Origin of the sequence: Streptomyces melanogenes, assembly GCF_014649795.1 — a bacterium.
In the GTDB taxonomy this organism is placed as follows: Bacteria; Actinomycetota; Actinomycetes; order Streptomycetales; family Streptomycetaceae; genus Streptomyces; species Streptomyces noboritoensis.
Map to the genome: position 1 here is coordinate 19,445 of NZ_BMTS01000030.1, position 18,258 is coordinate 37,702.

The following is an 18,258-nucleotide window of genomic DNA, read 5'->3' on the forward strand; positions in this document are numbered from 1 at the left end:
GGCCGATCCGAGAGATGTCCGGTGGGCTCCGCCCCGTGCCTGGAGCAGCTTGGGGGCGGGGCGGAGCCGTACCGGGCCTGTCGAACACCCCTGTGAAGAGCAGGTATCCAGTACCAGTCACGATCATCACCTGCTGACCGCCCACCCGCCCGGCGCGACACGCGGACGCCTTCCCTCCCGCTGCTCCGGCGGGTCAGACGCGGAAGGCGAGCGGAGGAGACGCGACCGTCCCCTCCGGCAGCCGGGGCACGGTTTGATAGTGACCGGGTCAGACCCGACGATGCGTATCGTCGCCCGGTCCTGTCGGCCCATCAAGGCGAAATCGGGAACCTCCAGGTTTTGACGGGAGTTGCCCGATCATTACGCCTACGCTGTCGTGACTGGGGCGGGCAAGTGATCACTTCAGTCTGTCGTTTCCGCGTTCTCCTCGGGTTCTTCCGCCGCACCCCTGGTCGCGTTCGGCTCCCGCTCTGCTGGGAACCCGAACCAGGGCGACAGGCCCGGTGCAGGGCACTGGTCGCCCCGCTCGATGAGGCGCAGCAAAATCCCCTCGCGCAGGGCCCACGGGCACAGGGTGACGGTGCGGATGCCGAGCATCTTCATCGCGGTGTGGGCCACAACGGCGCCGGCCAGGGACTGCTCCGCACGCGGCTCGGAGATCCCCGGTAATTGTGCGCGCTCCCTCGCGGGCAGGGCGGCGAGTTCGCGGATCGCCGGTTTGAGGTCGCTGCGGTCGAGGGTGCGGTGGACGAACGGCCCCCGGCGCCCCGGCGCAGCCCCGCAGAGCCGGGCCAACTGCTGGAAGGTGCGTGAGGTGGCCACGGCGGTGCGGGGCTCCTCCCACCGCATCCGCACCGCCGCATCTCTCAGTTCGTGACGCACCCGGCGCCGCAGCGCCCGGAGCGCCTGCGGATCCGGTGGATCCCCGCCCTGCAGAAAGGCGTGGGTGAGCCGGGCCGCGCCGACAGGGAGCGAAACGGCGAAGTCCGGTACACCGGTGCGGCCGAAGGCCACCTCCAGGGATCCGCCGCCGACGTCCAGAAGCGCCAGCGGCCCGGCCGACCAGCCCAGCCACCGCCGCACCGCCAGATACGTCAGTTCCGCCTCCGCGGGACCGGACAGCACCGCGACCTCCACCCCGGATGCCGCGCGCACCGCCTCCAGCACACCTGCGCAGTCGGGGGCGTCACGGATCACCGCCGTGGCGAGCACGAAGGGCTCGGCCACGCCCCATGCGGCCGCCTCGTTACGGGCCGAGGCCACCGCGCAGGCGAGATCCGCAACGGCCTGCTCGTCCAACCGGCCGTCCGGCCCGCGCCGCTCGGCCAGCCGTAGCCGTCGCTTGGAGGTGTGCAGGGGCAGCGGCATCATGCCGTCCGCCTGCGCGATCAGCAGGTGTACCGTGTTCGATCCCGCGTCTATGACCCCCAACCGCATCTCACCTGCATACCCGGCCGCATGGCACGGCACTCCCGGCCGCACCGCCCGGCCCGTCGCCGAGCGTACGGGGCACCCCCGGCCGGCCTGTCCCGCTGTGAGTGCCCCCTTCGGCCGTATGCCGTGACCGGTCGACTCCTGCGGCGTTTGGAAGATCGTGAAAGCCAAGAACGTATGTCCGCGCCTGCGCCACGCCCTGGTCGCCGCCGGTGCGGCGGTTGTGATGACGGCCGTGCCGGCTCACCCCGCCGAGGCCGCCTACGACGTACCCTCCGTGGAATTCGGCTACAGGCCGCTGCAGTTCTCCGAGGACGGCGGTCGTGTCACGGTGATCTGGCACGTCGAGAACACCGGCGACCGTCCGGTCCACGACCTCGTGCTGACGCACAGGATCAAGCCCGAGCTTCCGGTCGCTGCGGTCGCTCCGCCGTGCGCACGGCAGGCGAGTTCCATCGTCTGCCCGGTCGGTGACCTCGAGGCGGGGGAGCACGTCGGCGGTACGATCGTCGCCAAGACGCCCGCGGGACGGCCCGGTAGCGTCGAGGTCAGCGGATACGCGAGCTGGAGGTAGCGGCGGCCTCAACGCCGAGCGGGTCAGCGGATGTTGCCACTTGGAGGCACTCGGATACCCGGGCGGGCGCAGGACGCGGGTCCTGACATCGCAGGACCGGGGAGGCGAGCGGGACCGATGGCCGGGCTGCTCCGCAGGGCCTCGGAGCGGAGCAGCCCGGCCGGTCAACCGCTCAGGCCTCGCAGTTTACTGTCATGCCGTTCTTGATGTCCTTGGTGACACACGTGTCCATGCCGGCGCCGCCGTCCGCGGTTGCCGCGTGGCCGCCGACGGTCATGGTGTCGTCGGTGGTCTCGGGGTCGCCGTCGTTCCCCATGATCGTGTCGTCGCCGGCGCCGCCGAGGACCGCGGAGTTCTCCCCGGTACCTCCGACGTTCGGCGCCGCGATGACATCGTTGCCCGCGCCGCCGTCGACCTTGCCGCCGTCGACGACGGCGCCGTCGACGGTGATGCGGTCGTCGTCGTCTCCCCCGAGGACACTGCCGCTCTTCGTGACGGCGCCTTCGACGGTGATCGTGTCCTTGCCGGCCCCGCCGAGCACACTGCCGCCGCGGAAGACGGCGCCGGTGACAAGGACGGTGTCGTCGCCGCCCTTGCTGTCGACCTGGCCGCCGTTGACGGAGCCGTCGATGGTGATGGTGTCCTTGCCGGCCCCGCCGAGCACGCGGCCGCTCTTGTTGACGGAACCGGTGATGGTGATCTTGTCGGTGCCACCCTTGCCGTCGACGGTGAAGTTGACTATGCCGTCGCAGACGATGACGTCATCGCCCGGGGTTCCTGTTCCGGTGGCGCTTGGCTGGTCGTTGACGGTGCACGGCGAATCGGCGGCGTGGGCGGGTGAAGCCCCGACCAGGGCGGCCGCGGGCAGGGCGCAGACGGCCAGCGCGGCGGCGAGGCGGGTCCGGACGCGGGGCGTGTCGGTCGTTCCCATACGCATGGTGTGGTGTTCCTCTTCTTCTCGATTTGTTGTGGCTGCTCCCGGACGGCGGCCCTGTTCCTTTCGCAGGGACGGGCTCGGGCCGTGCGGATCACCCTGGGCAGGGCTCCGCGGCGTTTCCCGCCGTCGAGAAGGGGGCGTTCCACGCCGGGGAGCCGCCGGTACGGGGGTGCCGAGCCCCGGGAGGATGTGCCCGGCGGCCGAGTGAGCCACCTTGGGCCATCGCCTCCCCAGGAGGAGAGGGGCGCCCGGCGCCGGCTCTCTCACCCTGCCGCCGCCCTGGCAGTCGGGCCACCCGGCGCTCAGGCGCTCGGCGAACCGTTGCGCCGATACCGTCCGCGCGCTCGCACGGCGCCTGACAGGGAAAACTGCCCTGGCACACGGGTTTCCCGGGGCGCCCGGTTGGACAGAGGCGGCCGGGCTCCAGCGGGGGGCAGCGGTGTTCGGGTCCTCCTTGGGGGTGAACACGATCGGCCGTCTGCCGGACGCGGCCCCCGTCGCGGAACGGGGGGCCGGGCAGCGTGCGGCAGCGGCTACAGGTTGGGGGGCTCGGTGGCGGTGGTCACAGCCACGGCCAGGGGCTGTTCGGGCCCGTGCCCGCGTCCGCTTCCCCGACGTGCGGACAGGACGGCGGAGGAGCCGAGGAGGAAGAGGACTCCGGCGCTGGTGGCGAGCATCGTCGAGCCCTGGCCGAGTCCGGTCGCGGCGAGTTGGCTGCCGTTGCGGGGGAGAGGGCGATGGGCGGGGCTGACGGAGAGGGCGGCGCCGGGGACGGGGTGTCCGTGTACCGGTGGCGTGGCGCTCGGCGTGTGGGGATGCGCTGCAGGCGGGGTGTGTCGTCCCACCGGGGGCGTGCTCGGCGGGACCGTGGACGGGGGCGTCGCGGACGGCGGCTGAGAGGACTGTACGGGCGGAGCCGCTGGTGGCGCCACAGGCGGTACGGACGGAGGTGTGACGGGCGGCTCCGCCCCCGTGCAGGTTTGCCGCACCGTGGAAATCTGATCGGCCGGCATCCCGTCACCGGTGCCAGGGTGGCCGGTTGGCGCTCCGGCCTCCCTGCCGTGGTGGTCGGCCGGTGCCCCGGCTTCTCTGCCCGGGTGGTCGGCCGGCGTCCTGCCCTCTGTGCCCGGGTGGTTGGTCGGCGTCCCGGTCTCGGCGGCCGCGATCCCGTTCGTGCACCCGCATCCCCGCTCGGTCCCGTCGGCCGCTGCTGCCGGGGACTGCCCGGCGGCGAGGGCGAGGATACCGAGCACCGCACATGTCACCGCGGTCGCTGGTCGACTCGTTCTCATCACGTATTTCCTTCATTCTTAAGACCGTTGGAGGGGGGCGTGACCCGGTGGGAGCTGCTGTCATCGCCTTGGCTCTTCCGTAACAGTGGTGAACTGCCTCTGGTCGCTTCGGGCTGCCGGAATCGCTCGAATGGCGTACAGGGGAGTGCGCCGCACACGGCCGTACACCGACCGCCGGTCGTGTGTGTCCCTTTCATGGGACCCGGGCCGCAGGAGGGGGCACTCGGTTGGGTTTACTGGTCGCGCTTCGGCGTGGGCAGGGCTGTGCTGAACGAGGGGCGCTCTCAGCGTCAGGGGGTGCGGCACCCTTCCCTCAACCCTTCTGGCTCCGCATCTGACCACAGGCCGGGCCTACGAAGGTCAATCCCGCCTGACCGCGAACGAGTTGAGGGCCACCGGGGCAGCAGGGGGGCCGTCAGGGGCCCCTGCCCGGACGCCGCCGGCAGCGATGTTCTGGAGCACGTCCATACCACCGGAGATGCGGCCGAAGGGGGTGTAGTTCGGAGGCAGCGGGCTGTCGGAGTAAACGAGGAAGAACTGGCTGCCGTTGGTGTTCGGACCGGAGTTCGCCATCGCGACCGTTCCGGCCGGGTAGGTGGCGCCGGCCAGGTTTTCGTCCGGGATCTCGTAGCCGGGACCGCCGGTCCCGGTCGCGGTCGGGTCACCGCACTGCAGAACGTAAATGCCCTGGGTGGTGAGTCGGTGGCACTGGGTGTGGTCGAAATACTGCTGGCCCGCCAGAAACGCGAAGGAGTTCACCGTACGCGGGGCGTGGGCCGCGTCCAGCGTCAAGGTGATCGTGCCGCAGTTGGTCTTCAGTGCCGCGGTATAGGTGGCCTTGGTGTCGATCGACATCGCGGGACCGGTCGGCCATTGTTTACCGCTCGGATGACCCGGCGCGGGCTCGGCGCAGCCCTGCGCGGTGCCACTGTGGGGCATGCCACCGGTCCGCGCAGAGGCGCCGACCGCGATCAGGGCCGCGACGGCTCCGCCGACAGTCACGACCCCGATACCGCGGCGCACCCACCGGGGAGCCTCGCTCAGGCGCTGCCGCACCTGCCCTTCGCTCCCTGCTGGCCCTGGCACCTTCTCGGGCATCTGTGTGTACTCCTTCCAGAAGACCATCTGGACTCGGTCCGCGTACCGGACGAGTACACCCTGTGCCTGAGGCACCGCCCCACCGCCGCGCACAGGAACCCGCAAGGCCTCACCCGAACGAGAAGTCGTAGCCACCGTGAGGTGCCCGACACATCCGAGTTCAGCCGCTGATCAGCCACCGAGGCGGAACGGCAGCTGCGGACAACTCCGCTCTCCGGCCGTGATCGGACATTTCCTAGTGGCTGGATTGGCGGTAGAGGTAGTCCACGACCGAGATGGTGGTGGCCACGCTTCTGGTCAGGGAGAGGTTGGTGTGGAAGCGGCCTCCCACGATCACGGTTGGCTGTTCGCCGACCTGGTATCGCTCGCGTAGTGCGGGAGCCTGCCGGACCAGGTCGCTCACCTCGCGGGATTCGTAGGCCTTGCGCACCGAGGCGGTGTCCAGGCCCTCGCCGGCCGCCCAGGCCAGGACGTGGTTCTCCGTGGTGAGGTCCTGGTGCAGGTCGCGTACGGCGTGGAAGACCGCGAGCGTTTTCTGCTGGGCGAGGCCGAGCTGGTCGAGCGTGTAGTAGAGGCGGGCGTGGGCGACCATGTCGTGCTGGTTCGGCCAGACGGCTGGGATGTGCAGCACCTGGACGGGTGGCCGCTGTCGAGCTGCCCAGTCGGCCAGCGGTTTCTCAATCTCGTAGGAGTGCGGGCAGTTGTACGAGAACAGCTCGGCCACCTGGCGCGGATCCACCCCAGCCGGCTTGGCGAGGCGGAGGTACTGCACGCCCTCCTTCGGGGCGTCGGCCGGTGCCGCGGCGGCACCCAGCAGGCAGGTCAGGACGGCGGGAAGGACGGCGAGGCGCTTGAAGATCTTCATGGCCGCCACCCTGACAACGCGTTCCCGCCCCGCCGCTGCGGACACGCGCAGCGTAGCCCGATCGGGCGGTCCCGGCCTGTTCCTCGGCCCCGGGGCGGCACTGCCCCTCGGGTAGAGGCGTGCTCCGTGTGAAACAGCGCGGATTCGTGTGCCTGTGAGCCTCACCGATCGAAGAGCGGCCCCGGGATAGCGTCGGGGGACGCGGCTTTGCCCTTTCGTTGGTCATCCCTGCGGGGAGGGTTTCCTCGCAGGGCAGGGGCAAGGCCGCCCACGTCCCCGGTTGCTGCCACCGAGGCGCGGGCGGGAGCGTGGCAGCCAGCCCGTTCACGAAGGAACCGCCGAATTCTCGCGCGGCCCTTGTGGCGCACGGGCAGGAAGCCGTTCAGGCCCCGGTGTCCTCGCCGGCCTCCTGCCGCCCCGCGCCGGTCAGGGAGTAGAAGACCGACTTGCCCCGCTTGGCCCTGGCCGCCAGACCTCTGGCGACCAGGCTTTCAAGCGCGGTGCGTACCACCGTGGCCGTGATGCGGCGCGCGGGGTGGGCCGCGGCGAGGACGGCGGTGATCTCGGCTGTCGAACGGGGTTCGGCCTGTCGCCCCAGGTGGTCGCGGACGAGCCCGACTAGGGTGGGCGCGAGCGGCTGGGCGGTCGGTTGGAGGCCTGGGTCCCCGGTGGGTACGGGCCCGACTGTGGCCTGCCGGGGCGTCGGGACCACCGCTACCCCGCCCTGCGCCCTGCTGGGTGGCGGGTACCCGCTCAGCGTCTGCCGCATACTGGTGAGCATGTCGTGGTCACACCGCAGCGCGGTCAACTTCTCCTGAAGCACGGCCAGTTCGGCACCGACACGCTCCTGTTCCTTGGCATTGCGCTCCAGGTCGCCGGTGACCTGGAGCGCGTACTGCTCCCTGAGTTCAGCGGCTGTTCGCTGGATTTCCGACATGAGTTTTCCTCTCTCGCGTACGAGGGACGTGCCGGGAAGTACATCGCACCCACCCGGTTCAGGCCACGATCACGCCCGACTCCGTGCCGTTTACCGGGTTGCCGCCCGCAGCGCAACCGCGGCCCTGGGCCATTCGGGTGGTGCCGGTCGCCGTGGCCGGCCCGGAGTGCGCAACCCTTGCGGCCCGGGCTCGTTGAAGAAGGCGATCCCACCGAGGCCATCGGGGGCAGTGCAGCCGGGGCGGTTGGCAGACCCGATGGCCGAACCGCCCGCGGGACGCGGGCGGCGGTGTGGTCACCCCGGGAGGAGGTATGAGTCCGTGGTGAACGTGGCAACGCAGCGGCGCCTCGTCCTCGACGACATGAGCCATGTCCGGCTGGCCGCGTGCCGGGTCGGCAACCCTTTCTTCGTGCGTGCCGATGTCGACGGTGCCTACGCCCGTACGGTCTTCTGCGGCCGGGGAACGCTGTTCGTCGCCCGGCCCGACACCGCGCGGGCGGGTTGGCGGGTGCATTTCGCCTTCTTCTTCACGGCGGGGCAGCACGGCGCCCGGTTCGCCCTGCTCCCGCACGCCGACGAGCACGCTGACGCGCGATCGGCCCGCAGACACGCGGAGAACATGGCAGCGCGGCTGCACAACGGGACGTGGCAGCAGGCGCTCGGCCTGTTCGTGGCACGGCGTCCGCGCGCAGTGGCCTGAACCCGGCGTGAGAGGCACGCGCGGCACGCGGTCGTCCTCGGGGGAGGCCGCGCCGGGCTGTTCGCGGCAGGCGTCTTGAGGGACTTCCCCCGGGTGACCGTGGTGGGGCCCGACGATCTGGCCGCGGCCGCGTCCGCGCGCGGCGCTCCGTAAGGTGCCCATGTGCACGGGCTTTCGCAGAGGCGTCCGGTTGGCTGTCCGATCTCGTAGCCGAGGCCTGGATCAGCTGGGCGGGGCAGCGGGAGCTTCGGGCCGCAGCCTGCCATGAGGGGGCTCGCGCACACTGGATTCTCCGGCCCGGTTCCCAACGCCGTGTGGGCTGCGGGGGAGTGACGGGTATGGGCCTGAACAGCTCTGAGTCCATGGGTTTTCGGCGCTGGCCGGGCAGGCGGACTGTGGGCAGGGAGTCTGCTGCAGCGTGCCCGTACGACGCGGGCGATGCCGAGCCGGGGTATGTCCCCGGCGTGCGGGGTCTGCTGCCCCAGGGGACCATGACCACATGCTTGTCGCACCTGTGAGTTCGCCCCCGCCATGTGCGTGGATCCCGGCCATGAGGATCGAACGTGGATCTCTGTATGTCCCGCTGACCGGATGGCGGGGGCGCAGATGAAGGCGATGCGGTTTTCCGGGGTGGGGCGACCGTTGCGTCTGGAGACGGTGCCCGATCCGGAGCCGGGGCCGGGGTGGGTCGTGGTGGATGTCGAAGCGGCCGGCCTGTGCCATTCGGACCTGCACATCATGGCGGGTGTGGAACTGGGCGCCGGCCTGTCCGTGTCCACCCCCCTCACCCTGGGGCATGAGGGTGCGGGAGTGATCTCCGCTGTCGGGGCCGGGGTCGAGGACTTCGCCGTCGGCGACCGGGTGGGTGTCGCACTGGTGGTGCATCCCGTCGGGGAAATGGGTTTCGCGCCGGGTGTGGTGTGCGACGGCGCGTTCGCAGAGAGACAACTGGTGCGGGCGTCGGCGCTGGTCCGCATCCCGGACGGGGTGTCGTTCGCCGAAGCAGCCGTCGCCACCGACTCGGTCGCCACCGCCTACCACGCGGTACGTGCCGCCGGTGCGGTTCAGGCCGGCGAGCGGGTCGCGATCATCGGGCTCGGCGGGCTCGGCCTGAACGCCGTCCACGTCACCGTGCTCCTGGGCGCCGATGCGTACGGGGTGGACATCAGCCCCGCTGCGCGGACCGCGGCCAAGGAAGCCGGCGCCCTCTCGTGCTGGCCGGACCCTGGTGCGCTCAACGCTCTGGCCCCGGATGTCATCGTGGACTTCGTGGGGGGCACGGCTACCACGACGGCCGCGGTGGAGGCCGTACGACCCGGCGGACGCGTCGTCCTCGTGGGCCTGAGCGAGGAGACGGCCCCGGTGCCCATCGCCTCGTTCGTCACCCGCAACGTCCAGCTCACGGGCTCACTCGGCGCCAGCAAGGACGAACTGCGCCAAGTCTATGACCTCATCGCCTCCGATGCCTTCAGGCCGACAGTGGCGGAGGTGGACTTCCACGAACTGCCCGTGGCCATGGACCGCCTGGCCCGGGGTGAGGTGCAGGGCCGCCTCTACACCCGCCCTCGCGCCCGGCGCGGACCACTGTCCATCCGCGCCGCCTGACGGTGTCCAAGGCGGCAGCGGGTAGTCCCCCGGCACACCGCTGACAGGCGCCGACGTCCCGTCGGACGGAGAATGCGAGGAGTGCACATGTTCGGTTTCTCGGGAGGAGGCTGTCATGCGGACTGCGGAGACCCGCAGCGTCATCAGCGAATTCCTGGGCACCTTGCTCTTGGTGTTCTTCGCCGTCGGCGCCGCCGTGCTCGCAGGCGAGAGTATCGGTACGCTTGGTATCGCGCTGGCCTTCGGCTTCACTCTGCTGGCCTTGGCCTACGCGCTCGGCCCGATCTCGGGCTGCCACGTCAACCCGGCGGTGACGCTGGGCATGCTGGTGGCCCGGCGCATCAAGGCCCGTACGGCTGTCGAGTACTGGGTCGCCCAGTTGCTGGGCGGCATCGCCGGTGCGGCGCTGCTTTTCCTGCTGGCCAAGCAGGTGCCGGGGCTCAAGACCAGGGAGGCGTTCGGCACCAACGGGTACGGCGACCGCTCCGCCGTGCACCTCAACGTCGGCGGCGCTTTTCTCGCCGAGGTCGTGCTGACTTTCCTGCTGGTGTACGTCGTGCTCGCGGTAACTCACCGCGTGGCCGTGCTTGGCTTCGACGGGCTGCCGATCGGCCTGGCGCTCGCCGTGATCCACCTGGTGGGCATCCCGCTGACCGGCACCTCGGTCAACCCGGCCCGCAGCCTGGGCCCGGCGCTGTTCGCGGGTGGCGCGGCCCTGTCCCAGCTGTGGCTGTTCCTGGTCGCCCCGCTGGTGGGCGGGGTACTCGCCGCGGTCGTGCACCCGCTCACCCACCCTCCGCGCGCCGCGCTGAACGCGGCGGCACGGGCGGCGGAGGAAGCTGCGGACGAGGTCAGGGCCGAGAGCACCGAGTGAGAACCCGCATCCGGTGCCGGAGCGGCGCGGTGCGCGGAGGCAGTGCCACTGAGCTCCCAACCGCCGTCGCAGCTAGGCACCTTGCTTCGGCGACGGCCTGGGCAGCACCGCACATCGGCGAGGGCGCCTAGACGCGGACTCCGACTTTGAGGTCCACCTGGTTGTTGGACGCGTACAGGTCGCCGAAGACCGGGAAGACCTGGGCGCAGCCGCCCGGAAGGTCGAGCACGCCATCCGGTGAGACCACGGCGGGATTCGGCGTGAGGCCGTTGGGCTTCAGGCCGATGTTCACCGGGCGGGTGACCGTCGCGTGCAGCTTGAGGACGCAGGTGGCCGTGGTCTTGGTGAAGGAACACGAGGTGTAGTGGAAGGCGGGGTAGTCCGCGTCCGGGCCCGGGTCGACGGAGGTGATGTCCGCCCCCTCGGGCGCGGTGATCTGCAGGGTGTAGTCGGTGCTTCCGGCGTTGATGTTGTAGGCACCGGTCTCCACCGTGAGGGTTCCGCCGGCCGCTTGCAGCACGGCGGGCTGGTCCTGGCGGACGAAGAAGTCGGTTTGCGGCCAGGGGTGGGGCGGGTTCGCCCATGCGGTCTGTGCGGGCAGCAGCATGCCGCCGAGCACGGCGGCGGCGGCCAGCGCGGCGGTCTGTTTGCTGATTCCGCCGCGATGGGGTCCGGTCATGGTGGAGCCTCTCTGATGGACGGGTCCGGGAGGTCCTTGGAAAGGACCTGCGCGAGACAGGCGGGGTTCGTTCGGTCTTCAGATCATCACAACCACAGTGGCCGGGTGTGTTCGCTTCATCCGGTCGGCCCACACAACCGCAGCGATCAGGTGAGACGCCCTTGGTGCAGGACATCCGCGGTGCTGTTGCCCCCGTCCCTTCGGCGGACAGGGCAGCAGCAGGGCACAATGAACGACGTGCGGGGACGGGACCGGTGTAGACGGACACGGCGCTTGGTCTGGACGGTGCTGGGTGCACTCGTGCTCGCGAGCTGCGAAGCGTCGAGCCAAGAAAACCCAGGTCCCCCAAAGGACACCTCTCAGGTTGGCTCCGGCTTCGTCGTCCGCTATGAAACCCCTGCTACGACCGATCGCCGCGAGGCCGCCCTCCTCCGTATGGGAAAGGTGTTGGAGAAGGGGGCGGCAGCACTGGACACCTTCCTCGTGCTGGATCGCACGGTGACTGTCGTCGGCCGTTCCTGTCACGGTCAGGGATCCTCTTACGACGCCGAATCCCGTCGCCTTGAGATCTGCTACGACGAGGTGGCAGAGGATCGCTCGCTGTTCCAAGAGGCCCGCGATCCTCGCCCCGACGATGCGGCCACCGCAGTGGTGGCCGAGACGGTCTTCCACGAAGCCGGCCACGCCCTCGTCGACGACCTGCGACTCTCCCTCAGCGACCGCAACGAGGAAGACGCGGCAGACCAGTTCGCCGCTCTCATGCTGATACGGCAAGGCGTGGAGGGCGAGCGCCAACTGAGGCAAGCTGCCCGGGAGTACGAGCTCTCCGCTCCCACGGGCGACGCCTCCGCCACCGACGACAGAGACGAACACTCCTCGGATCTCCAGCGAGCGGCCAACCACTTGTGCTACCTCTACGGCGCCTCTCCCACCCGCAACGCCGACCTCGTTCACACGCGCTACCTCTCCGCCCGCCGTGCCGCGGGATGCGGGACGGAGTGGGCTCACGTACGCAGTACGTGGACGAGGAACCTCGCTCCGGCACTCAGGTAGTCACCACCGGCCGCGTCCGTCTCGGGTTCCGGAAGCTGCGCGCACATGCCCGGCGTGATCGGTAAGGAGACCGGAACACCCCCCATCGGGTGACTTCCTCTCCAGGGCTGAGCGCGTCGTGAGTGCCTGCCGCGAAGTGGCGGCGGGCGGCGGTAACTTGTGTGCCGCTGGGTTCTGCCGGTCCGCGTCTGGCGGGCTCGGTTCGGCAGGGCCTCGCCTCGTTGTTGCGGGGATGCTTGTCCAGGATCGGTGCGCTCGTGGGCGGGTGGGCCCCGCCGCTGTGGCGGCTCCGCAACGGCATCGGCCCTGCCCCGGGCTAGGGGCAGGGCCATTGATGGGGTGAAGGGCCAGACCGACGAGGACCCGCCCGACCGCACTCTTGTCGGCCCCGCCCAGGTGGACCATCCCGCGTCATTCCGCTGACGGGGGCGGCGGGGCCCGTGCTTCGGCGACTTCGGTGTGGCCCGCGCGTCGGGCTTCGTTTTTTGGGGGCCCCAGCGGTCCGTTGGGCCGGGGCGGGCGCCGTCGGCGAGAAGGTACTGAACCACCTCCAGCTGTCCTTCGCAGGCCGAAGTGGAGCGGGATGCGGCCGTCGTGGTCGGCTGCATCGAGGTCGGCGCGTGCACGCGGTGCGTCTCGACCACTTTGCGGCAGAAATCGATGTCGGGTACCTCGTACACTCCGCACGAGGTCATCAGCGACAAGCAGTGGTCGCCAGCAGGTCGGTGCCGCCTGCCAGGCACTGCCAGGTGTGTTGTACGTATGCGAAGCGGTCGGCGTCCGGCAGGTCGGGGCGGATCATCGAGCAGGTCCTGATGGCACCTGCGTTGATCATCGGGTTGTACCCGGGCGAGCTGCGGCATGCAGTCGGCGACCGAGCCGTCCCTTGCGCCGTGACAGCGTTCCGCTGCCGTCGTCTGGGGCAGCGAACAGCACGCGGTACCCGTTGCTCTTCAGATCAGTGCTCTCTGCGCGGTCCTGCCGCGTCCGAGGAACGGGCATAGCGGTGCCTCACTTCCCGGGCGAGCGGAGCGAGTGGCGCGGCAGGTCCCCGGCGGCCGCAGGCGCCGGGATGTCAGACCGCGAACTTCCCCTCGCGCTTGCTCGTCGTGTCGGTGTGCGCGGTCACGCAGATCAGGACGCCGAGGCAGGGGAAGCAGCAGGCAGTACGATCCCGCCTGCCTGGGCCCAGCCTCCCAGAGCGTCGGGTAGTCGTCCACGGCCCCATTGGACGCCGCCCTCCTACCCCTTGCATGCAGTGCGGGGCCGAGTGAGTGAGGCGTGGTGCCGGGCGTCGGCTCCGGTGGCCGCGCCTTCCGGCGCGCCATACGGTCAGGACCATGCAGACCTCACATGTCACCGCCGCATCGTGTGTATCCGGTCGGCGGCGTGGCCGGGCAGTGGCCGCGGCTGCCGCTGTGGTGATGATCTCGACCGCTGCCGTCGGCTGCGGGAACGACGACGCGTCGCCGCCCAAGCCGTCCGGGGCTGCCTCGGTCGCTTCGGCGGCCGTCTCCGCGGCGGGGAAGGTGCAGCAGGGGCTGGAGTCCGCCGCCTCTGCCATGGCGTCCGCCTCCGCCGCCGCGGAGTCCGAGATGGCGAAGATCCGCAACGGCATCGACGCCAAGGCGGACGTGAGGGCGGAGAGCCCCGAGACGGGCTCCGACGGCCTTACGACAGCCCGGCTCACCGTGGTGAACAGCACCGCCGAGCGCCACGACTACACCGTCCAGGTCAACTTCAAGGACAAGAACGGCAATGTGCTCGACACGGTCCTCCTGTCCGTCAAGGACGTGGGGGCCGGCGAGTCCAAGCCCGCGACGGCCCGCAGCACCCACCCGCTCACCGGCGCGTCGGTGGCCGAGGTGGCCAACGCGGTGCGGCACTGACCGGACAGTCGGCTCCGGTGAACCGCCCCGAACCCGCGCACCCGGCGGGGCAGCACGCCGAACTCGGCGTGCTGAACGCACGCGTCGCCGCCCTGGAAGCCCAGATGGGGGTGGGGCCGACCGGTCGGCTCCGGGCCTGCGCCAGCGCGCTGCTGATCACGCTCGCCTGTCTGCTGGCCCCGATCGGCCTGCTCGCGGTATGGACGAACAACCTCGTCAGCGACACGGACCGCTATGTGCGGACCATGGCTCCGCTCGCCTCCGACCCCGCCGTCCAGCAGGCGGCGACCGACCGGGCCACCGACGCGATCATGGACCGTGTCGACGTGGCCGCCCTCCTGCGCACCGTGAGCCCCACCGACCGGCCGAAACTGGAGCTCGCACTGGGCGCGCTCACGGGCCCGCTCACCAGCGGCGTACGAGAGTTGGTCCGGCGCGGCGTCCAGGGCATCGTCGAGAGCCCGCAGTTCGCCGCCCTGTGGACGCAGGCCAACCGGGTGGCCCACACCGCCGCCGACAAAGCACTCACCGGCGAGGGCGGCAGCGCGGTCAAGCTCACGGACAACGCCGTCACCATCGATCTCGGCCCCCTGATGGAACAGGCCAAGCAGCGGCTCGCCGACCAGGGTCTGACCGCCGTCGCGAAACTCCCCACCGTACATACCGACTTCACCGTCCTGCAGTCCAAGGACCTCGCCAAGCTACGGACAGGGTTTCGCCTGCTGGATCTGGCGGGGACCTGGCTCCCGGTCAGCGCGGGGTTGCTGGCGGTCCTCGGTGTGCTCCTCGCCCGTCTGCGCCGGCGGGCGCTCATCGCGACCGCGCTCGCCGCCGCGGCGACCGTGGCCGTCCTCGGCCTGGTCGTCGCCGCGGCCCGCCCGCTCTACCTCGACCGGCTTCCCGTCGACGTCTCCCGCCCCGCGGCCGCGGCGGTCTATGACACCCTGACCCGCTTCCTGCGGGCCGACGTCCGCATGCTCGCCGCCCTCGGCGTCGTCGTCGCGCTCGGCGCCTGGCTCGGCGGCCCCGGCCCGTGGGCCGAGCGGGTCCGCACCATGTGGGGACACGGCATCGCGGCGGTACGCCGCACCTCCGGTGCACACACCGGGCCGGCCGGCGCCTGGGTACACCGCCACAAGAACTGGCTGACCTGGGCTGTGGTCATCGCGGCCGCCTTCGCCCTGCTGCTGTGGCACTACCCCACCACAGCGGTCATCGCGTGGCTGGCCGCAGGCGTCGTCCTCGCTCTCGCCCTACTGGAGTTCCTCGATGACGGTGACGTGACGGACGAGTTCGGTGGAGAACAGACGTAGCAGGACAGGAGCACGCTCGTGCTGACCCGCCATCGGACGGACACCACGGGACGGCGGGCCATTCGAGGGGAGAATCGGCGACATCTTCGTGTCGCACCGTGGGACGGGACGGGAGGGGACACGATCGGTGCAGCCGCCGGTCCCGCCGCTTCTCTACTCCCCAGGGGGATGTGGCCGGGCCGGCGCAACGACCGCCGCCCACGGTAGGCGGGGTCGGGTTCCTCATCGGTCATGTGGCCGACCGGAACCACAGTGATCGCTACCTCCGCGTGGTCGGGCGGCGTGTTTCGGCTGTGCCGCGGGCGAGCAGAATGACGGCGCGTCAGTACCTCGCCGGCTTCGACTCGGCCACGGCACGGCCCTCGCCCTCAGGTGTCCAGCGGTGTGGCCCGTACGGTCCTACGCCCTATGGGAGCGGCGTTGCCGCGGTGAGGTGGGGGCAGGCTGCGGGGCGGCGCAGCCGGTGGCCCGACGGAAGGAGCCCTGTATGCCGCACATCGAGCTCGGCAACGACCTGCCCGGGATCATGTCCTTGTTCGCCTTCCGGCCCGAGACGGCCGGGCCGTTGAACGAGCTGGCCGAGGTCCTGCTGCGTGGGCCCAGCACCTTGAGCCGGGGCGAGCGGGAGCTGATCGCCGCCCGGGTCTCCCACCTCAACGGTTGCTACTTCTGCACTCACTGCCACGCCGCGTTCGCCGCCGCCCAGCTCGATGAGGGGATGCCGCTGGTCGACCGGGTCCGCAGCGACCCGGCGTGCGCGCCCGTCTCTGACAAGCTCAAGGCCCTGCTCGCCCTCGCCGGTGCGGTGCAGGACGGGGGACGGCAGGTCAAGGACCACCACATGGACACGGCCCGTGCCGCAGGGGCGACGGACACCGAGATCCACGACACCGTCCTGATCGCCGCCGCGTTCTGCATGTACAACCGCTATGTCGACGGCCTGGCCACCATCGCCCCCGACCGGCCGAGCGCCTACACCGAGATGGCCGAGTGGATCGCCGTCCACGGCTACCGCGCTGCCTCGCAGCCCCAGGCCTAGGGCCTGTCCGGTGGGTCCCGCACGGGCCGGCGGACCAAGCGACAGGAGATGAGTCACTGTGAGCCGTCTCGCCACCGCCCCGCCGACCAGCCCGTCCCCCCGGACCTCGCTCTTCGTCAGCGGAGCCTTCCCCCGGCGCCGCCTGCTCGTCCTGCTCCTCGCCGTCCTCGGCGGCCTGCTGCTCGCCTACGCCTGGTCGGCGGAGTTCGTCGACCAGGAGATCGGGGCCAGGAGCGCCAACGCCATGCTCGGCCACGACGCGCACGCCACCCCTATCGCCAACATCGCCTCCGGTGTGCTGTTCGCGCTGGTCACCGGCCTGGCCGGATCGTTCACCGCCTGCAACATCGCCGTTTTCGGGGCGGTCGGCCCGCTCGTGGGCAGTGCGCGCACCCGGCGGGCCAGGCTCCTGCACACCCTCAAGCCGATCGGCTGGCTGACCGCCGGCATGCTGCCGGTCTCCGCGCTCTACGGTGCGGTCGTCGGCCTCGTCGGCACGCACATGCCGCAGTACGCGCCGACGAAACCCGGCCACGGCCTCAGCGGGCGCATCATCCAGGCGATGACGGTCTTCGGTGTCGTCGGCGCCGTCATGATCGTCTGTGGTCTGGCCGCCCTCGGTCTGCTCCCGGACCCGCTCAAGGCCGTATCCCGCAGGTTCCCCAACGTGCCGCTCGTCCTGATGGGAGCCCTGGTCGGCGGTTTCCTGCTGGGCCGGCCCTACCCGCTGTTCCGCGACATGTTCCGCCACGCCGCCGACACCCACAATCCGGCCTACGGAGCCGCCGCCTTCGCGCTCCAGTCGGTCGGCAACATCATCGTGATGGCCCTGGTGTTCCTGCTGCTGTCGTACGGGGTCGGCGGACGCCTGCAACGTTGGCTGGCCGCCGCACCCTCGCGCGCCAGCGCCCTGACGGCGGCGGGCTTCTTGGTGGCCGGCGTGTTCACGGTCGTCTACTGGGACATCCGTCTGCTGGACCGGCTCGGCTACCTGTGGTTCCCGACGGCGCCCTGGAACAGCTGACCACCGGCTGCCGCACCGGGTGCGGCCGCGCATCGCGGTGGAGGCCGACTCCGTCCAGGCCCTGGTGGAGATCGTCCAGCGCACCCCGCTGGCCACCGTCCTGCCCGACGCGGTCACCCACGACCACCCGCGCCTTCACCCGGTGCCGCTCGAACCGGCCCTGCCCGCGCGCACGGTGACCCTGCTGCGGCGGGAGAGCGCGCACGAGAGCGCCGCCGCCCGCGCCTTCACCCGCCTCACCCGACGGCTCGTACGCGACCGCGCCTATCCGCCCGCCTGATGCGCGTAGGCGGCGTTCGGGTGACTCAGCGCTTGGATGATTCACCTGTAGGTGAGGGAGTGCTCACGTACAGCAACGTTCTGCTTACGATCGACGGCATGCCGCCGGAATCGGCCGGCCGCGCGGGGGCGCGCAAGCCGGCTCTCGCCCTCCTCATGGGTCTGGCTCTGCTGCTCATCGCCCACGTCGTCGCGTGCGCCGTCCACTCGGCCGGGCACCACGGCCGGCCGGCGGCCGTCGCGTCGTCATCTCCTTCTCCGACGCAGGCGTCGGCGCGGTGTGGTGCGCCCGTCCTGCTGTCCCCGTCCGACACGGTGCTCTGTTCCGCCGGTCACGGAGGCGACGAGCATCCGGGACACGGCGCAGTGTGCTGCGACCCCGCCCACTGGCCCGCGGAGGTGCGCGCACCGGTGCAGGCCCTGTTCCTGGTCCTCCAGCTGCTCGCACTCCTGGTTCTGCGTCGTCCCGGGACGGCCGTGGAGGCGTACGGCGCACCGCCGGGGCGCAGCGACACCGCCGACGTGTCCTCCCTCACCGGACCGCACCTGCTGCGGCTCGTCTGCGTCAGCCGTACCTGACATCGCCCGCCCGGGACCGCGCGCACGCGTGCACCGCCGGGCGTTCGGCACACCTTCCCCGTATGGCACAAGACGGCACAGACACGC

The 18,258-nt window shown here is 70.9% G+C and carries 18 protein-coding genes and 1 pseudogene; 11 read left to right on the top strand and 8 right to left on the bottom strand.

Going from position 1 to position 18,258, the window contains the following annotated elements; genetic code table 11:
- Positions 1–402: 402 nt before the first annotated feature.
- A complete protein-coding gene (locus tag IE252_RS37295; protein WP_190093926.1) occupies positions 403–1,437 on the bottom strand; it encodes a Ppx/GppA family phosphatase in 1,035 nt (344 codons plus the stop codon).
- Between the two features lie 157 nt (positions 1,438–1,594).
- Here IE252_RS37295 and IE252_RS37300 point away from each other — a divergent pair, with 157 nt between their 5' ends.
- Positions 1,595–2,008 (top strand): hypothetical protein, encoded by a 414-nt coding sequence (locus tag IE252_RS37300; RefSeq protein WP_190093927.1) that lies wholly within the window; start codon positions 1,595–1,597, stop codon positions 2,006–2,008.
- Between the two features lie 172 nt (positions 2,009–2,180).
- Here the strand turns inward: IE252_RS37300 and IE252_RS37305 are convergent, their stop codons facing one another.
- From IE252_RS37305 to IE252_RS37325, 5 genes are all read right to left on the bottom strand, one after another.
- The gene (locus IE252_RS37305) at positions 2,181–2,945 is read right to left on the bottom strand and encodes a hypothetical protein (protein ID WP_190093928.1); all 765 of its coding nucleotides are present in this window, start codon (positions 2,943–2,945) and stop codon (positions 2,181–2,183) included.
- Positions 2,946–3,478: 533 nt separating this feature from the next.
- The gene (locus IE252_RS37310; RefSeq protein WP_190093929.1) at positions 3,479–3,622 is read right to left on the bottom strand and encodes a hypothetical protein; all 144 of its coding nucleotides are present in this window, start codon (positions 3,620–3,622) and stop codon (positions 3,479–3,481) included.
- A 975-nt stretch (positions 3,623–4,597) separates the two neighbouring features.
- Positions 4,598–5,335, bottom strand: a complete 738-nt coding sequence (locus tag IE252_RS37315) for a peptidylprolyl isomerase (RefSeq protein WP_190093930.1) — start codon at positions 5,333–5,335, stop codon at positions 4,598–4,600.
- A 235-nt stretch (positions 5,336–5,570) separates the two neighbouring features.
- On the bottom strand, positions 5,571–6,200 hold the full coding sequence (locus IE252_RS37320; protein WP_190093931.1) for a thiol:disulfide interchange protein DsbA/DsbL: 630 nt from the start codon (positions 6,198–6,200) through the stop codon (positions 5,571–5,573).
- A gap of 382 nt (positions 6,201–6,582) precedes the next feature.
- Complete coding sequence (locus IE252_RS37325) at positions 6,583–7,137, bottom strand: hypothetical protein (RefSeq protein ID WP_190093932.1); 555 nt, start codon at positions 7,135–7,137, stop codon at positions 6,583–6,585.
- Between the two features lie 319 nt (positions 7,138–7,456).
- On the opposite strand from IE252_RS37325, the gene IE252_RS37330 reads away from it, so the two are divergent.
- The 3 genes from IE252_RS37330 to IE252_RS37340 all read left to right on the top strand — a co-directional run bounded on the left by IE252_RS37330 (position 7,457) and on the right by IE252_RS37340 (position 10,316).
- A complete protein-coding gene (locus tag IE252_RS37330; protein ID WP_190093933.1) occupies positions 7,457–7,837 on the top strand; it encodes a hypothetical protein in 381 nt (126 codons plus the stop codon).
- Between the two features lie 690 nt (positions 7,838–8,527).
- A complete protein-coding gene (locus IE252_RS37335) occupies positions 8,528–9,442 on the top strand; it encodes a zinc-binding dehydrogenase (protein ID WP_229849046.1) in 915 nt (304 codons plus the stop codon).
- 115 nt (positions 9,443–9,557) lie between these two features.
- Positions 9,558–10,316, top strand: coding sequence for an MIP family channel protein (locus IE252_RS37340; protein ID WP_190093934.1), 759 nt, complete (start codon positions 9,558–9,560; stop codon positions 10,314–10,316).
- Between the two features lie 127 nt (positions 10,317–10,443).
- Here the strand turns inward: IE252_RS37340 and IE252_RS37345 are convergent, their stop codons facing one another.
- Positions 10,444–10,995: a hypothetical protein gene (locus IE252_RS37345; protein WP_190093935.1), complete on the bottom strand. Its 552-nt coding sequence runs from the start codon at positions 10,993–10,995 to the stop codon at positions 10,444–10,446.
- A 228-nt stretch (positions 10,996–11,223) separates the two neighbouring features.
- Here IE252_RS37345 and IE252_RS37350 point away from each other — a divergent pair, with 228 nt between their 5' ends.
- On the top strand, positions 11,224–12,048 hold the full coding sequence (locus tag IE252_RS37350; protein WP_268248454.1) for a DUF4344 domain-containing metallopeptidase: 825 nt from the start codon (positions 11,224–11,226) through the stop codon (positions 12,046–12,048).
- Positions 12,049–12,742: 694 nt separating this feature from the next.
- On the opposite strand, the gene IE252_RS37355 is transcribed toward IE252_RS37350, so the two are convergent.
- Positions 12,743–12,883 carry a hypothetical protein gene (locus IE252_RS37355; RefSeq protein WP_190093937.1) on the bottom strand — a complete coding sequence of 47 codons (141 nt, stop codon included), beginning with the start codon at positions 12,881–12,883 and terminating at the stop codon, positions 12,743–12,745.
- A gap of 589 nt (positions 12,884–13,472) precedes the next feature.
- Here IE252_RS37355 and IE252_RS37360 point away from each other — a divergent pair.
- From IE252_RS37360 to IE252_RS37385, 6 genes and pseudogenes are all read left to right on the top strand, one after another.
- The gene (locus IE252_RS37360; RefSeq protein WP_190093938.1) at positions 13,473–13,937 is read left to right on the top strand and encodes an FxLYD domain-containing protein; all 465 of its coding nucleotides are present in this window, start codon (positions 13,473–13,475) and stop codon (positions 13,935–13,937) included.
- A gap of 17 nt (positions 13,938–13,954) precedes the next feature.
- Positions 13,955–15,250 carry a hypothetical protein gene (locus IE252_RS37365; RefSeq protein ID WP_190093939.1) on the top strand — a complete coding sequence of 432 codons (1,296 nt, stop codon included), beginning with the start codon at positions 13,955–13,957 and terminating at the stop codon, positions 15,248–15,250.
- Positions 15,251–15,737: 487 nt separating this feature from the next.
- Positions 15,738–16,289 (top strand): carboxymuconolactone decarboxylase family protein, encoded by a 552-nt coding sequence (locus IE252_RS37370; RefSeq protein ID WP_190093940.1) that lies wholly within the window; start codon positions 15,738–15,740, stop codon positions 16,287–16,289.
- A gap of 58 nt (positions 16,290–16,347) precedes the next feature.
- A complete protein-coding gene (locus IE252_RS37375) occupies positions 16,348–17,313 on the top strand; it encodes a hypothetical protein (protein ID WP_190093941.1) in 966 nt (321 codons plus the stop codon).
- Positions 17,314–17,326: 13 nt separating this feature from the next.
- Positions 17,327–17,593: pseudogene (locus IE252_RS37380) on the top strand (LysR substrate-binding domain-containing protein); the annotation flags it as partial.
- A gap of 98 nt (positions 17,594–17,691) precedes the next feature.
- Entirely contained in the window at positions 17,692–18,171 is a 480-nt protein-coding gene (locus IE252_RS37385) for a hypothetical protein (RefSeq protein WP_190093942.1), read from the top strand.
- Positions 18,172–18,258: the final 87 nt, after the last annotated feature.

What these genes read in the sequence shown, in the direction of transcription:
- IE252_RS37295 (WP_190093926.1), bottom strand. Translation starts at nt 1,437, where the DNA reads ATGCGGTTGGGGGTCATAGACGCGGGATCGAACACGGTACACCTGCTG.
- IE252_RS37305 (WP_190093928.1), bottom strand. Translation starts at nt 2,945, where the DNA reads ATGCGTATGGGAACGACCGACACGCCCCGCGTCCGGACCCGCCTCGCC.
- IE252_RS37310 (WP_190093929.1), bottom strand. Translation starts at nt 3,622, where the DNA reads ATGCTCGCCACCAGCGCCGGAGTCCTCTTCCTCCTCGGCTCCTCCGCC.
- IE252_RS37315 (WP_190093930.1), bottom strand. Translation starts at nt 5,335, where the DNA reads ATGCCCGAGAAGGTGCCAGGGCCAGCAGGGAGCGAAGGGCAGGTGCGG.
- IE252_RS37320 (WP_190093931.1), bottom strand. Translation starts at nt 6,200, where the DNA reads ATGAAGATCTTCAAGCGCCTCGCCGTCCTTCCCGCCGTCCTGACCTGC.
- IE252_RS37325 (WP_190093932.1), bottom strand. Translation starts at nt 7,137, where the DNA reads ATGTCGGAAATCCAGCGAACAGCCGCTGAACTCAGGGAGCAGTACGCG.
- IE252_RS37340 (WP_190093934.1), top strand. Translation starts at nt 9,558, where the DNA reads ATGCGGACTGCGGAGACCCGCAGCGTCATCAGCGAATTCCTGGGCACC.
- IE252_RS37345 (WP_190093935.1), bottom strand. Translation starts at nt 10,995, where the DNA reads ATGACCGGACCCCATCGCGGCGGAATCAGCAAACAGACCGCCGCGCTG.
- IE252_RS37350 (WP_268248454.1), top strand. Translation starts at nt 11,224, where the DNA reads ATGAACGACGTGCGGGGACGGGACCGGTGTAGACGGACACGGCGCTTG.
- IE252_RS37355 (WP_190093937.1), bottom strand. Translation starts at nt 12,883, where the DNA reads ATGATCAACGCAGGTGCCATCAGGACCTGCTCGATGATCCGCCCCGAC.
- IE252_RS37360 (WP_190093938.1), top strand. Translation starts at nt 13,473, where the DNA reads ATGATCTCGACCGCTGCCGTCGGCTGCGGGAACGACGACGCGTCGCCG.
- IE252_RS37370 (WP_190093940.1), top strand. Translation starts at nt 15,738, where the DNA reads ATGCCGCACATCGAGCTCGGCAACGACCTGCCCGGGATCATGTCCTTG.
- IE252_RS37385 (WP_190093942.1), top strand. Translation starts at nt 17,692, where the DNA reads ATGCCGCCGGAATCGGCCGGCCGCGCGGGGGCGCGCAAGCCGGCTCTC.